The sequence below is a fragment of the Sphingomonas sp. IC-56 genome (genome assembly GCF_021043375.1).
In the GTDB taxonomy this organism is placed as follows: Bacteria; Pseudomonadota; Alphaproteobacteria; order Sphingomonadales; family Sphingomonadaceae; genus Sphingomonas.
Window position 1 is genome coordinate 52460 of sequence record NZ_JAJNDV010000014.1, and the last position, 14132, is coordinate 66591.

Sequence of the window (14132 nt, forward strand, 5' to 3'; positions counted from 1 at the left end):
TTCCTCTCCTTATCTTGTTGGCCCGATATGCCATGCGGGTGCGGGGGCGGGCAACTCAGGTGGCCACTATCTGGTAGACGCGGAAAATGGGGGTCGACCGGGACGCGCGTAATAATGTTGCGTCGAGCCCCCAACTCTGGTTGATGGGCCGGGAGAGAGGAGGCCCAATGTCGTCGACCATCGAGGAACTCGAGCGGCGCCGCGAAGCCGCCCGCATGGGTGGCGGAGCCAGGCGCATCGAGGCGCAGCATGCCAAGGGCAAGCTGACCGCGCGCGAGCGGCTGGACGTGCTGCTGGACGAAGGATCGTTCGAGGAGCTCGACATGTATGTCGAGCACAATGCCGTCGATTTCGGCATGGCGGACCAGGTGATCCCCGGCGACGGCGTGGTCACCGGATCGGGCACGATCAACGGCCGGCTGGTGTTCGTGTTCAGCCAGGATTTCACCGTGTTCGGCGGATCGCTGTCCGAGCGGCACGCGCAAAAGATCTGCAAGATCATGGACATGGCGCTGAAGGTCGGCGCGCCGGTGATCGGCCTGAACGACTCCGGAGGTGCGCGCATCCAGGAGGGTGTGGCGAGCCTTGGCGGCTATGCCGAGGTGTTCCAGCGCAACGTGCTGGCGTCGGGCGTGGTGCCGCAGCTCAGCTTGATCATGGGGCCGTGCGCGGGCGGGGCGGTGTATTCGCCGGCGATGACGGACTTCATCTTCATGGTGAAGGATTCGTCCTACATGTTCGTGACCGGGCCCGATGTGGTGAAGACGGTCACCAATGAAGTGGTGACGCAGGAAGAGCTGGGCGGCGCGTCGACGCATACGGTCAAGTCGGGCGTGGCCGATGTCGCGTTCGAGAACGACATCGAGGCGCTGCTCGCCGCGCGCGACTTCATCGACTTCCTGCCGGCGTCGAACCGCGAGGACGTGCCGGAGCGGCCCAGCGAGGATCGCTGGGATCGTATCGAGGAAAGCCTCGACACGCTGATCCCTCCCTCGGCCAACCAGCCCTATGACATGCACGAGCTGATCCGGAAGGTGGTGGACGAAGGCGAGTTCTTCGAGCTTCAGCCTGCGCATGCCGGCAACATCCTGATCGGCTTTGGCCGGATCGAAGGGCGCACCGTCGGCATCGTCGCCAACCAGCCGATGGTGCTGGCCGGGGTGCTGGACATCAATTCGTCCAAGAAGGCGGCCCGGTTCGTGCGCTTCTGCGACGCGTTCGAGATCCCGATCGTGACGTTCGTCGATGTGCCGGGCTTCCTGCCCGGCGTCGGCCAGGAGCATTCCGGGATCATCAAGCACGGCGCCAAGCTGTTGTTCGCCTATGCCGAGGCGACGGTGCCCAAGATCACGGTGATCACCCGGAAAGCCTATGGCGGCGCCTATGACGTCATGGCGTCGAAGCACCTTCGCGGGGACCTGAACTATGCGTGGCCCACAGCTGAGATCGCCGTGATGGGCGCCAAGGGCGCGGTGGAGATCATCTTCCGTGGGCGCACGCCGGAAGAGATCGCCGAGCGTACCGCGGAATATGAAGCGCGTTTCGCCAACCCGTTCGTTGCGGCGAGCAAGGGGTTCATCGACGAGGTGATCCTGCCGCACTCGACGCGGCGGCGGGTGGCACTGGGGCTGCGCAAGCTGCGGAACAAGAGCCTCGAGAACCCGTGGAAGAAGCATGACAATATTCCGCTATGACTGATGAGTCGCCTTCATCCGATTGGCTCAGTGAAGTTCGGCGTAAGCTTGCCAGTGACAATATAGAGCGAGCTTTCGAAGCTTCTATTTCGCTTCTGCGATGGGTTCTGACGAGCACTGCGCTGTTGCATTCAACAGCGTTGATCGCGGCGTTCAACTCGAATCAATTTGCACGAGTCATGTTTGCGGGGCCAGCGTGGTTCTTTATTGCCGGTATAGCTTTGACGAGTGCTAGTGGGATCATCTTCGCGTATGGAGCGGCGGATCTCGCAGGGAAGATGTCGCAATCACTCTGGTTGGGAAGTGACTTAGCTGGTGAGACCCCCGGCGCTTATGATCCAGAGGCTAACGTCGCCGTCCTCTGCGGTTCTATACTCCTCGGGCTTTCTGTGGCGGCACTCGTCCTAGGAATCGTCTTTTCCGGCATCAAAATCGCTCAGATGCCCGCAAAAGAGCGGGTGGAGGCTAGTCAGCGCACATGAAGCTTGGTCGTCTGAATCACGTTGGCGTAGCGACGCCTTCAATCGATGCCTCGGTCGCGCTGTATCGCGACGTGCTTGGCGCAACGGCTATTGGCGAGCCGTTCGACCTGCCGGCGCAGGGCGTGAAGGTGTGTTTCGTCGACACGCCCAACACCCAGATCGAGCTGATCGAGCCGCTGGGCGAGGGTTCGCCGATCCATGGCTTTCTCGCCAAGAACCCGGCGGGGGGGCAGCACCATCTTTGCTATGAGGTGCCCGACATTCACGAAGCCAAGGCGCGGTTCGAGGCCAAGGGCGCACGGCTGCTCGGCGCGCCGCGTACCGGTGCGCATGGGACGCCGATCTTCTTCGTGCATCCCAAGGACATGGGCGGGGTGCTGACCGAGATCATGGAGACGCCCCGCGATGGGCACTGAAGCTGCCCCCATCCGGCTGGCGACGGCCATGATCCTGGACGCAGCCGGGCGCACGCTGATGGTGCGCAAGCGCGGCACGCAAGCGCTGATCCAGCCGGGCGGCAAGATCGAGGCGGGCGAGAGCGCCGAGCAGGCGCTGGCGCGCGAGCTTCGCGAGGAGCTTGGCTGCGATGTGACTAGCGCCGAGCCACTGGGCCGGTTTTCGGCAGAGGCATTGCACGAAGCCGGGCGGCGAGTGGATTCCCACCTGTTCCAGGTGGAGATCGCCGGCACGCCGATACCGGGCGAGGAGATCGAGGCGTTGTTCTGGCTGACCCCGGAGGAAGCAGACGCAGCGGTGATCGCGCCGCTTTCGCGCAACCATGTACTGCCGCTGGTCAAGGCGGCGGCAGGACGGATGAAGGACGCGGCATGAGCGGCTACGAGCACATCCTTGTCGAGCGGCGCGGCGACGTGCTGGCGATCACGCTCAACCGGCCCGAGCGGCTGAATGCCGCGCCGCCGGCGATGTTCGACGAAGTTCGTGCCGCGCTGGGCATGCTGGAGGGCGCACGGGCGGTGTTGCTGCTGGGCGCAGGCAAAGCGTTCTGTTCCGGCGCGGATGTCGGTGGGGCTGCGCTGACCGGGAGCGATCCGGGGGCGGCCACGCACGCGGCGCTGAGTGACCATTACAACCCGACATTGCTGGCGGTGGCCGAACTGGGCGTGCCGGTGGTGAGCGCAGTGCGCGGCCCTGCAGCGGGGATCGGGTGCAGCCTGGCGCTGGCCGCCGACTTCTGCGTTGCGGCGAGCACGGCGTATTTCCTTCAGGCATTCGTCAATATCGGGCTGGTGCCCGATGGCGGCGCCAGCTGGATGCTGCCGCGGCTCATCGGGCGTTCCCGTGCGTTGGAGATGATGATGCTCGGTGAGCGCATCTCGGCCGAGAGGGCGCGCGACTGGGGCATGGTGCACCAGGTGGTGCATGAGGACATGTTGGAGGCCGAAGCCTGGCGGCTGGCCGAGCGGCTGGCCAAGGGGCCGACCCAGGCGCTGGGGATGATCCGGCGGCAGCTGCATGCCGGCCTGTCGTCCAGCTATGGCGAGGCGATGGCGATGGAGGCAGACAATCAGCGCGCCGCGCGCGGCACGGCGGACGCAATCGAAGGGGGCATGGCCTTTCTTCAGAAACGCAAGGCGGAGTTCAAGGGTCAGTGACGAACAAGGCCGATCTCGAAGGCTGGGCGAAGCTTGCCGCAAGGGAAGTGAAGGACGCGGACCTTACCTGGCACACGCCGGAAGGTATCGCCGTCAAGCCATTGTATACGCAGGACGACGCAGTCGATCCGGGCCTGCCCGGCTTCGCGCCGTTCACCCGCGGGGTGAAGGCCAGCATGTATGCCGGGCGCCCCTGGACCATCCGGCAATATGCCGGTTTCTCGACCGCCGAGGAGTCCAACGCATTCTATCGCCGCAACCTGGGCGCGGGGCAGAAGGGGCTGAGCGTCGCCTTCGATCTTGCCACCCATCGCGGCTATGACAGCGACCATCCCCGCGTGGTGGGCGATGTCGGCAAGGCGGGCGTGGCAATCGATACGCTGGCCGACATGCAGATCCTGTTCGACGGCATTCCGCTGGACGAGATGAGCGTCAGCATGACGATGAACGGCGCAGTGCTGCCGTGCCTAGCCTTTTACATCGTCGCCGCGGAAGAGCAGGGGGTTGCGCAAGACCAGCTGACCGGGACCATTCAGAATGACATTCTGAAGGAGTTCATGGTCCGCAACACGTACATCTATCCGCCCGAGCCATCGATGCGGATCGTGGCGGACATCATCGCCTACACCGCGCAGCACATGCCGCGGTTCAACTCGATTTCGATCTCGGGCTACCACATGCACGAGGCGGGGGCGACGGCGGTGCAGGAGCTGGCGTTCACGCTGGCCGACGGCATGGCCTATGTCCGCGCGGCAATGGATCGCGGGCTGGATATTGATGCCTTTGCAGGACGTTTGTCGTTCTTCTTCGGAATCGGTATGAACTTCTTCATGGAGGTGGCGAAGCTTCGCGCGGCGCGCACGCTGTGGAGCCGGATCATCGCCGAGTTCGGCGGCAGCCCGCGCAGCCAGATGCTGCGGACGCATTGCCAGACCTCCGGCGTGTCGCTGCAGGAGCAGGACCCGTACAACAACGTCATCCGCACGACCATCGAAGCGATGGCCGCGACGTTCGGCGGAACGCAGAGTCTGCATACCAACAGTCTCGACGAAGCCGTTGCTTTGCCTACCGATTTTTCGGCGCGGATCGCGCGTAACACGCAGCTGATCCTTCAGGAAGAGACCGGCATGACGCATGTCGTCGATCCGCTGGGCGGCAGCTATTATGTCGAGGCGCTGACCAAGGAACTGGCGGACAAGGCCTGGGCGCTGATCGAGGAAGTGGAAGCCGCGGGCGGCATGATCCACGCCGTCGAGAAGGGCATGCCCAAGGAGCATATCGAACGCGCCGCCGCCGCGCGGCAGGCGCGGGTGGATCGCGGCGAGGACGTGATCGTCGGGGTCAATAAGTACCGCCTGGCCGAGGAAACGCCGATCGACATCCTCGACATCGACAATGCCCGGGTGCGCGCCGACCAGATCCGCCGGATCGAGCGGACGCGGGCCGAGCGGGACCCGGCCGCAGCGCAGGCCGCGCTCGACAATCTGAAGCGCGGTGCCGAGGGTGCTGAAAACCTGCTGGCGCTGTGCGTCGAGGCGGCGCGGGCGCGCTGCACGCTCGGCGAAATGTCGGCGGCGATGGAAGCGGCCTTTGGGCGTCATGCCGTGGGGGTCACACCGATCAAGGGCGTGTATGGCCCTGCGCATGCCGCCGATGCCGGCTGGCTTCGCGCGCTGGACGGTGTCGCCGCGTTCGAGCGCCGCACCGGGCGCAAGCCGCGGGTGCTGGTCGCCAAGATGGGGCAGGACGGGCATGACCGCGGCGCCAACGTCGTGGCGAGCGCCTTTGCCGATCTGGGGTTCGACGTGATTTCCGGGCCGCTGTTCCAGACACCGGCGGAGACGTCGGACCTGGCGATCGAGCAGGGCGTCGATGTGGTCGGCGCCTCCAGCCTGGCGGCGGGGCACAAGACGCTCATCCCCGAACTGATCGACCGGCTGAAGGAAGCCGGGCGCGCCGACATCAAGGTGGTTGCCGGTGGCGTGATCCCGCCGCAGGACTATGAGTTCCTGCGCGCGGCCGGCGTCCAGGCGATTTTCGGACCGGGCACCAATCTGGTGAACGCTGCCGCCGAAGTGTTGCGATTGCTGGGGCACAATCTGCCGCCCCTTGGAGAAGCTGCCGAATGAACGCGTTTGTTGCCCCTGTGAGCGAGGGAAGCCCCGTCCGTACCGACTGGACGCGCGCGGAAATTGCCGCGCTGTTCGACCTGCCCTTTACCGAGCTGCTGTTCCGCGCCGCGCAGGTGCACCGGACGCACCACGCCGCCAATGAAGTGCAGATGTCGACCCTGCTGTCGATCAAGACCGGCGGGTGCCCGGAGGATTGCGGCTATTGCTCGCAGTCGGTGCATTCCGAAAGCGGGCTGAAGGCGACCAAGCTGATGGACGTGCGCGCCGTGCTGCAGGCCGCGGCGCAGGCCAAGGACAATGGCTCGTCGCGGTTTTGCATGGGTGCGGCCTGGCGTAATCCCAAGGACCGCGACATGCCCGCGATCATCCAGATGGTGCAGGGCGTGCGCCAGATGGGGATGGAAACCTGCATGACGCTGGGCATGCTGACGCCGAACCAGGCGCAGATGCTCGCGGAAGCGGGACTCGATTACTACAACCACAATATCGACACCTCGCCCGAGCGTTATGGCGAGGTGATCACCACGCGGACCTTCGAGGAGCGGCTCGACACGCTGGAGCATGTCCGCGACGCCGGGATCAATGTGTGCTGCGGCGGGATCGTCGGCATGGGCGAGACGCGGGAGGACCGGGTTGGCTTCATCCATGCGCTCGCGACTCTGCCGCGGCATCCCGAAAGCGTGCCGGTGAACGCGCTGGTGCCGGTGAAGGGCACGGTGCTGGGGGACATGCTGGCCGACACGCCGCTCGCCAAGATCGACGATATCGAATTCGTGCGCACGGTGGCGGTGGCGCGGATCACCATGCCGGAGTCGATGGTGCGCTTGTCGGCGGGGCGCGAGAGCATGAGCGACGCGGCGCAGGCCTTGTGCTTCCTTGCCGGCGCGAACTCGATCTTTACCGGCGACAAGCTGCTGACCGCGGGCAACGCCGGCGACGACAAGGACGCGGCGCTGTTCGCCCGGCTGGGGCTCACGCCGATGGCGGCCGAGCGCAAGGCGGAACTGCAGGCGGCCGAGTGAAGAAGCCGCAGCTGGGAGAGGAATAGCGTGTTCAAGAAAATCCTGGTCGCCAATCGCGGTGAGATCGCCTGCCGCGTCATGCGGACCGCCAAGAAGATGGGGATCGCCACCGTGGCGGTCTATTCGGATGCGGACGCGCGGGCGCCGCATGTGCGGATGGCGGATGAAAGCGTGCGGCTGGGGCCGGCGCCGGCGGCGGAGAGCTATCTCAAGGCCGAGCTGATCCTGCTGGCGGCCAAGGAGACCGGGGCGGATGCGATCCATCCAGGCTATGGCTTCCTGTCGGAGCGCGAGAGCTTTGCGCGGGCGTGCGCCGAGGCGGGGATCGGGTTTATCGGGCCTCCGCCTGCTGCGATCGCGGCGATGGGCGACAAGATCGAGTCCAAGAAGCTGGCCAAGGAAGCCGGCGTGAACGTGGTGCCGGGCTTTGTCGGCGAGATCGACGACACCGAGCATGCGGTGCGGATCGCGACCGAGATCGGCTATCCGGTGATGATGAAGGCCTCGGCCGGCGGCGGCGGCAAGGGAATGCGGCTCGCCTGGTCCGAGCAGGACGTGCGCGAAGGCTTTGAGGCGACCAAGCGCGAGGGGCTGGCGAGCTTTGGCGACGACCGCGTGTTCATCGAGAAGTTCATCGAGCAGCCGCGGCATATCGAGATCCAGGTGCTGGGCGACCAGCACGGGAACATCGTCTATCTGGGCGAGCGTGAATGCTCGATCCAGCGGCGGCACCAGAAGGTGGTGGAAGAAGCACCGTCGCCTTTCGTAACGCCTGAGATGCGCAAGCGGATGGGCGAGCAGGCGGTCGCGCTGGCGCGGGCGGTGGGATATTATTCCGCCGGTACCGTCGAGCTGATCGTGTCGGGCGCCGACACCAGCGGGGAAGGGTTCTACTTCCTGGAGATGAACACCCGCCTTCAGGTCGAGCATCCGGTGACCGAGTTGGTGACGGGCCTTGATCTGGTCGAGCAGATGATCCGCGTGGCGGCGGGCGAGCCGCTTGCTTTCAACCAGGACGATGTGACGCTGACCGGCTGGGCGATCGAGAACCGGGTCTATGCCGAGGATCCGTATCGCGGGTTCCTGCCTTCAACCGGCCGATTGGTGCGCTATCTGCCGCCTGCCGAAGGCAACGGCGTGCGGGTGGATGACGGGGTGACCGAGGGATCGGAAATCTCGATGTTCTATGATCCGATGATCGCCAAGCTGGTGACCTATGGCGACACGCGCGACGAGGCGGCGGACCGACAGGTGGCGGCGCTCGACCGGTTCCGGATCGACGGCATCGGCCACAATATCGATTTCCTCTCCGCGATCATGCAGCACCCGCGCTTTCGTGCCGGTGCGCTGACCACGGGCTTCATCGCCGAGGAGTATCCCGAAGGCTTTGCAGGCGCGCCGGCTTCGTCCGCGCTGAAGCGCAAGCTGGCGGCGGTGGCGGCGGTGATCGACCTGGAGCGCAGCCATCGGGGTGCGATGCTTTCGGGTCAGCTCAACGGGCCGGTGCTGGGGTCTTCCGAACGGGTGGTGACGGTCGATGGCGAGCGCTTCGAACTGACGGTCGAGAGCCATGAGGGCGAGCGGCTGGTGACCGGCGCGGGCGAGCCGATGGCGCTGATCGGGCAATGGCGCCCGGGCGAGCCGCTGTTCGCCGCGCGGATCGACGACGAGCCGCTTACGGTTGGCGTGCAGCGCAAGGGTGCCACTTGGCTGCTTACCGCGCGCGGCGCCGCACACCGTGTCGAGGTGCTGAGCCCGCACGTTGCGCAGTACCGTCATCACATGATCGAAAAGGTGCCGCCGGACCTGTCGAAGTTCCTGCTCGCGCCGATGCCGGGGTTGCTGACGCAGCTGAACGTCGCGCCGGGTGACAAGGTGGAGGCTGGGCAGCCGCTTGCCGTGGTCGAGGCGATGAAGATGGAGAACATCCTGCGCGCCGAGCGCGCCGGGGTGGTGAAGGCGGCGAACTTCGCCGCGGGCGACAGCCTGGCGGTGGACGCTGCGATCCTGGAGTTCGAGTGAGCTTGGTCGCCGGCGGAGGGCCACAGTCTTTGTCATCCCGGCCTTGAGCCGGGATCCCGCTTCTTCTTCGGTTGCAAGGCAGCGGGACCCCGGCTCAAGGCCGGGGTGACGAAAAGAAGGGTGTGAGGTTGCGTGTGTGAGGGTTAGCCGTAGCGGCCCTCTCTCTGTGTTTAGAGGATGGCTGTCGGCCTCAGCCAGTTCCCCGGCGGAGGCCGGGGCCCAGTTGCAATGGGCTCTCGGCGGCATCCCGCGATCTCGGCTTCATGGTAGCTGGGCCCCGGCCTTCGCCGGGGAACTGGTTTTGTACTTAGCAACAGCGTCCGTTGCGGCTGTTGAAGCGGGCGTCCTGGCGGTTTCGGAAGAACTCGGCGCGGGTCATTGCCGGCTGGTCGGGGTGGTTTTCGGCCATGTGGGTGCAATAGGCCTCATAGGGCGGCTGGCCGATCATCAGCCTTGCCGTCTCGGCGGCGCGGGCGAGCAGGTGGCGGATCATTCCGCAGCCGCCATCAGCGGGAGTTCGTGGACGCTGGGCTCCGCGAGGCGCCGGGCGGCGAGGCAGGTCCGGATGGTGTAGAACAGGATCGAGAGCACCACGAACAGGAACAGCGCGCATAGTGCGGCGTCGATCCGGTCGTTGGTGATGATGCGGCGCATCTCCGCCGCCGACTTGGCGGGGGCGAGCACGGTGCCGGCGGCCAGTGCGTCGGAGAAGCGGCTGGCATGGGCGAGGAAGCCGACCGCCGGATTGGCCGAGAACAGCTTCATCAGGCTGGCGGTGACCGTGCAGGCGAGCAGCCATGCGGTTGGGACCATCGTCACCCAGGCGAAGCGTTCGCGCTTCATCCGGAACAGCACCGCAGTGGCGAGCATCAGGGCTACCGCGGCGAGCATCTGGTTGGAGATCCCGAACAGCGGCCACAGCGTGTTCACGCCGCCCAAGGGGTCGGTGACGCCCTGATAGAGGAAGAAGCCCCAGGCGCTGATGCAGACCAGCGTGCCGACCAGCGCGGGCACGAAGGACGAGGAATTGCGGAAGCTGGGCACTGCCAGCCCGATCAAGTCCTGGAGCATGAAGCGGCCTGAGCGGGTGCCGGCGTCCACGGCGGTCAGAATGAACAGCGCCTCGAACAGAATGGCGAAGTGGTACCAGAAGGCCATCATCGCCTTGCCGCCGATCAACTTGCTGAAGATGTGCGCCATGCCGACTGCGAGCGTCGGCGCGCCGCCTGCGCGCGAGATGATCGTGGTTTCGCCGACATCGGCCGCGATGCTGGTGATGAGGTCGGGGGTGATGGGGAAGCCCATGGCGCTGACCGCGGTCGCTGCGGTGGCGGCGTCGGTGCCGATCACGGCGGCGGGGCTGTTCATGGTGAAGTAGATGCCGGGCTCGATCACCGAGGCGGCGACCAGTGCCATGATCGCCACGAAGCTTTCCATCAGCATCGCGCCATAGCCGATAAAGGTGGCGTCGCCTTCGGACGCGATCAGCTTGGGCGTGGTGCCGCTGGAGATCAGGGCGTGGAAGCCGGAAACGGCGCCGCACGCGATGGTGATGAACAGAAAGGGGAAGAGCGACCCCGACCAGACCGGGCCGCTGCCGTCGATGAATTTTGTAAGCGGCGGCATCTGAAGCGGCGGCGCAACGATGACGATGCCGACCGCCAGTGCGGCGATCGCGCCGATCTTGAGGAAGGTCGAGAGATAGTCGCGCGGGGCGAGCAGCAGCCACACCGGCAGCAGCGAGGCGACCGCGCCATAGCCGATCAGGATCCAGCAGAGCTGGACGGGGGTGTAGGTGAACCAGGGTGCGAGGGTCGCGCTTTCGGCGACCGCGCGGCCATAGACGATGGCAAGGATCAGCCCGACCAGGCCGATGATCGACGCCTCACCGACGCGGCCGGGGCGTATCCAGCGCATATAGACGCCCATCACCACCGCAAGCGGGATGGTGGCGGCCACGGTGAACATGCCCCAGGGGCTGCCCGCCAGCGCGCGGACGACGATCAGCGCGAGCACCGCCAGGATGATGATCATGATCATGAAGGCGCCGAACAGGGCGATGGTGCCGGGCACCGGCCCCATCTCCATGCGGACCAGTTCGCCCAGGGAGCGGCCATCGCGCCGCATCGATAGGAACAGGACCATGAAGTCCTGCACCGCCCCTGCGACGACGACCCCGGCCAGGATCCAGAGCATGCCGGGCAAATAGCCCATCTGAGCCGCGAGGACGGGGCCGACCAACGGGCCGGCGCCGGCGATGGCGGCGAAATGGTGGCCGAACAGCACGTTGCGGTTGGTGGGAACGAAGTCGAGCCCGTCGGCGTGCCGAACCGCCGGCGTCGGGCGGGCGGGGTCTAGGCTGAGCACCTTTGTGGCGATGTAGCGCGCATAGAAGCGATAGGCGATCAGGTAGACCGAAACCGCCGCGACGACGATCCACACCGCGTTGACTGGCTCGCCGCGTGCCGTTGCGACAATGCCCAACGCCACTGCGCCGAGCAGTGCGAGTAGAATCCAGCCGATTCTGCCGATGGTCACGTCACCTGTCCCCTTTATGCCGGTCGTGATGCTACCCATTGCCGGCGCCTGCGGAAACGCCGAAAAGCGCAGGCGCCATGCGGCCCCTCCATGGGGGGCAAGTTTTTCTTAGCGGTGTCGGGCGGCAAAAGGGGTCGTGGCGCGCGGTAAAACCTGCCAAGGGGCGCGATCATTCCTTGGGCCCTCGTCCGGCCCGCCGAACAGAACACACGGGAGCAAGACGTGAACGAGACGGTCGACCTGGAGCAGATGCGCGAAATCGGCGCGAAGCGGGGTCTGGACGTGCAGGAAGTGACCTGGGTCCATCATTGGACGTCGGGCCTGTTCTCCTTCCGGATCAAGCGGCCGCAAAGCTTCCGCTTCCAGTCGGGCGAGTTCATCATGATCGGGCTGATGGGCGACGAGGGCAAGCCGCTGCTGCGCGCCTATTCTGTCGCCAGCCCAGCCTGGGAGGAGCATCTCGAGTTCTTCTCGGTCAAGGTGCAGGAAGGCGCGCTGACCTCGCGGCTCCAGCATCTCCAGCCCGGCGATCACATCTTCCTGGGCCGCAAGCCGACCGGCACGCTGGTGGTCGATGCGCTCAAGCCCGCCAAGCGGCTGGTGATGGTGGGCACCGGCACCGGCCTGGCGCCGTTCCTGAGCGTGCTGCGCGATCCCGAGACGCACGAGAAGTTCGAGCAGATCATCATCACCCATACGGTGCGCCAGTCCGAGGAGCTCGCCTATCGCGACTTCCTGGAGGAAGAGATCCGCACCGACGAGATCTTCGGCGAGCTGTTGCAGGACCGCTTTACCTATTACCCGACGGTCACGCGCGGGGACTTCCACCGCAAGGGCCGGATCACCGACCTGATCCGCGAGGGCAAGTTCCGCGAAGAGCTGAACCTGACCGTCGAAGACCGGGCCGAGACCCGCTTCATGATCTGCGGATCGATCGCGTTCAACAAGGACATGATCGAGATCCTGGAAGGGTGGGGCATGAACGAGGGCACGCGCAACGATCCTGGCGAGTTCGTGGTGGAGCGCGCGTTCGTCGGCTGAGGCACCTTTGCGGCTCCTGGCGGTTGTTCCTTGCGAACAGCCTTCAGGAGACGCGACCATGAGTGACCCCAAGGACGACAAGTCGCTGGCCGACGACACCCACCACGAGAGTGGCGCGCCGACCGACGACGCGCATGCGGCGGTGGGGGACGGGACGCTGCAGGGCTCGCAACCCGCCGGCGAGCTTGGGCAGAGTGCCGAAGACGGCGAGACTTCCGAGCCCGGCACCGGCTGACCTTGGCGATCTTCTTCACCGCCGACACCCATTTCGGCGACCACCGCACGATCAACATCTGGAAGCGCGCCTTCGCCAACACCGCGGAGATGGACGCGCTGATGATCGCGCGGTGGAACGCGGTGGTCGCGCCTGAAGATGTGGTCTGGCACCTGGGCGATGTGGCGCGGAAGGCTGCGGACGTGCCCGGGTTGCTGGCGCGGCTGCACGGCGCCAAGCACCTGATCCGTGGTAATAACGATCCCGATGCGGTGATGGCGGCAGAGGGATGGGGGAGTGTCGGCGACTATCGCGAGTTGGAGGTGGAGGGCCGCAGGCTGGTGCTCTGCCATTATCCCTTCCGATCGTGGAACGGGCAGCACAAGGGCGCGATCAACCTGCATGGGCACAGCCATGGGCGACTCAAGCCGATGGCGCGCCAATATGATGTTGGCGTGGATGTGCACGGCTTTGCGCCGGTGCGCCTCGAAGCGCTGATTGGCGGCTAGCTATGTCGTCGTGACGGGACGCTTTGCTCGTGGAGATACCAGGCGCGCTTCCGACGCCCCCGCTTAGGCGTCGACATGACCCAGTAGTCGCTCGCGGGCGGCGTCCAGCAGTGGCCGCTGGCTAGCCAGGATGATCGCATCGGCTTCTTCGAGCGTAACCCAGCGCGCAGCGTCCACTTCCGGAAACGCCGCGCGCTTGTCGCTTCTTGGCGGCCATTCCATTTCGAATGTGATGCTGCGGATCGCGTCAGCATTGATGTCCTGCTCGGCAAGAAAGGCGTCGACGATCTTCCCGCCGGCCTGACGGATGGTCGCGAGCGGGGAGGGGGTGCCGGTGATCGCTACGCCGAGTTCTTCGGCCACTTCACGGATCGCCGCTGCGGCGGGATCTTCGCCCGGCTCGATCTCACCCTTGGGGATCTGCCATGCGCCTACATCCTTGTTGCGCCAGAACGGGCCGCCGGGATGCACCAGCAGCAGCTGGAGGCCCGAGTCACGCCAGCGGTACAGCAGGATTCCGGCACTTCGCTTCGCCATCTGAGCCTTTCGATCGTCGATTCGGCTGGGGGTGAGCGTCTTCCAGTGAACGCGACAAAGCCCAGAACTGGCGGAAAACGGGGAGTTTGACGGTTTGGTTGCGGGAAAAAGACAGAAACTTTGCAAAGAGCGTTGACGCCTCGGAACTCCTCCCATATATGCCCTTTCACCGCAGCGACGCGGCGCTCTTGGAAACGAGGCGCGGGTGTCGGGGTGGTCACCACATTGACGGCGCTTTGATCGCCCCACGAGAGTGAGGGATGATCGGGTGTCGGTTTTTGTCGGCTCTTTGACATTGTTGATTTAGATGAAGGGACATGTGGGCGGC

General features: G+C 65.5%; 14 protein-coding genes. 11 read left to right on the forward strand and 3 right to left on the reverse strand.

The window, feature by feature from the left end:
• Positions 1-167: 167 nt before the first annotated feature.
• Genes LQ953_RS15625 through LQ953_RS15660 form a run of 8 tightly spaced genes read left to right on the forward strand, consistent with a single transcriptional unit; the run spans position 168 to position 8965 of the window.
• On the forward strand, positions 168-1694 hold the full coding sequence (locus LQ953_RS15625) for an acyl-CoA carboxylase subunit beta (RefSeq protein ID WP_231031917.1): 1527 nt from the start codon (positions 168-170) through the stop codon (positions 1692-1694).
• Positions 1691-2176 carry a hypothetical protein gene (locus LQ953_RS15630; RefSeq protein WP_231031918.1) on the forward strand — a complete coding sequence of 162 codons (486 nt, stop codon included), beginning with the start codon at positions 1691-1693 and terminating at the stop codon, positions 2174-2176. The genes LQ953_RS15625 and LQ953_RS15630 overlap by 4 nt, the downstream gene beginning before the upstream one ends.
• Positions 2173-2592, forward strand: a complete 420-nt coding sequence (gene mce / locus LQ953_RS15635) for a methylmalonyl-CoA epimerase (protein ID WP_231031919.1) — start codon at positions 2173-2175, stop codon at positions 2590-2592. The genes LQ953_RS15630 and mce overlap by 4 nt, the downstream gene beginning before the upstream one ends.
• Positions 2582-3007 (forward strand): NUDIX hydrolase, encoded by a 426-nt coding sequence (locus tag LQ953_RS15640; RefSeq protein ID WP_231031920.1) that lies wholly within the window; start codon positions 2582-2584, stop codon positions 3005-3007. Before mce ends, LQ953_RS15640 begins: the two co-directional genes overlap by 11 nt.
• Complete coding sequence (locus LQ953_RS15645; protein WP_231031921.1) at positions 3004-3789, forward strand: enoyl-CoA hydratase-related protein; 786 nt, start codon at positions 3004-3006, stop codon at positions 3787-3789. Before LQ953_RS15640 ends, LQ953_RS15645 begins: the two co-directional genes overlap by 4 nt.
• A complete protein-coding gene (gene scpA, locus LQ953_RS15650) occupies positions 3786-5918 on the forward strand; it encodes a methylmalonyl-CoA mutase (RefSeq protein WP_231031922.1) in 2133 nt (710 codons plus the stop codon). Before LQ953_RS15645 ends, scpA begins: the two co-directional genes overlap by 4 nt.
• Positions 5915-6943 (forward strand): biotin synthase BioB, encoded by a 1029-nt coding sequence (gene bioB / locus LQ953_RS15655; RefSeq protein ID WP_231031923.1) that lies wholly within the window; start codon positions 5915-5917, stop codon positions 6941-6943. The genes scpA and bioB overlap by 4 nt, the downstream gene beginning before the upstream one ends.
• A 27-nt stretch (positions 6944-6970) precedes the next feature.
• Positions 6971-8965, forward strand: a complete 1995-nt coding sequence (locus tag LQ953_RS15660; protein WP_231031924.1) for an acetyl-CoA carboxylase biotin carboxylase subunit — start codon at positions 6971-6973, stop codon at positions 8963-8965.
• Between the two features lie 307 nt (positions 8966-9272).
• On the opposite strand, the gene LQ953_RS15665 is transcribed toward LQ953_RS15660, so the two are convergent.
• Both LQ953_RS15665 and LQ953_RS15670 read right to left on the reverse strand, forming a co-directional pair.
• Positions 9273-9458 carry a YbdD/YjiX family protein gene (locus tag LQ953_RS15665; protein ID WP_231031925.1) on the reverse strand — a complete coding sequence of 62 codons (186 nt, stop codon included), beginning with the start codon at positions 9456-9458 and terminating at the stop codon, positions 9273-9275.
• A complete protein-coding gene (locus LQ953_RS15670; protein WP_231031926.1) occupies positions 9455-11542 on the reverse strand; it encodes a carbon starvation CstA family protein in 2088 nt (695 codons plus the stop codon). Before LQ953_RS15670 ends, LQ953_RS15665 begins: the two co-directional genes overlap by 4 nt.
• Before the next feature lie 210 nt (positions 11543-11752).
• Here LQ953_RS15670 and LQ953_RS15675 point away from each other — a divergent pair, with 210 nt between their 5' ends.
• The 3 genes from LQ953_RS15675 to LQ953_RS15685 are packed head-to-tail and all read left to right on the forward strand — an operon-like array spanning position 11753 to position 13267.
• Entirely contained in the window at positions 11753-12544 is a 792-nt protein-coding gene (locus LQ953_RS15675; RefSeq protein WP_269141546.1) for a ferredoxin--NADP reductase, read from the forward strand.
• A gap of 58 nt (positions 12545-12602) precedes the next feature.
• Positions 12603-12779 (forward strand): hypothetical protein, encoded by a 177-nt coding sequence (locus tag LQ953_RS15680; protein WP_231031928.1) that lies wholly within the window; start codon positions 12603-12605, stop codon positions 12777-12779.
• Positions 12780-12781: 2 nt separating this feature from the next.
• Positions 12782-13267, forward strand: coding sequence for a metallophosphoesterase family protein (locus LQ953_RS15685; RefSeq protein ID WP_231031929.1), 486 nt, complete (start codon positions 12782-12784; stop codon positions 13265-13267).
• Between the two features lie 63 nt (positions 13268-13330).
• Here the strand turns inward: LQ953_RS15685 and LQ953_RS15690 are convergent, their stop codons facing one another.
• A complete protein-coding gene (locus tag LQ953_RS15690) occupies positions 13331-13804 on the reverse strand; it encodes an NUDIX domain-containing protein (RefSeq protein ID WP_231031930.1) in 474 nt (157 codons plus the stop codon).
• Between the last annotated feature and the right edge of the window lie 328 nt (positions 13805-14132).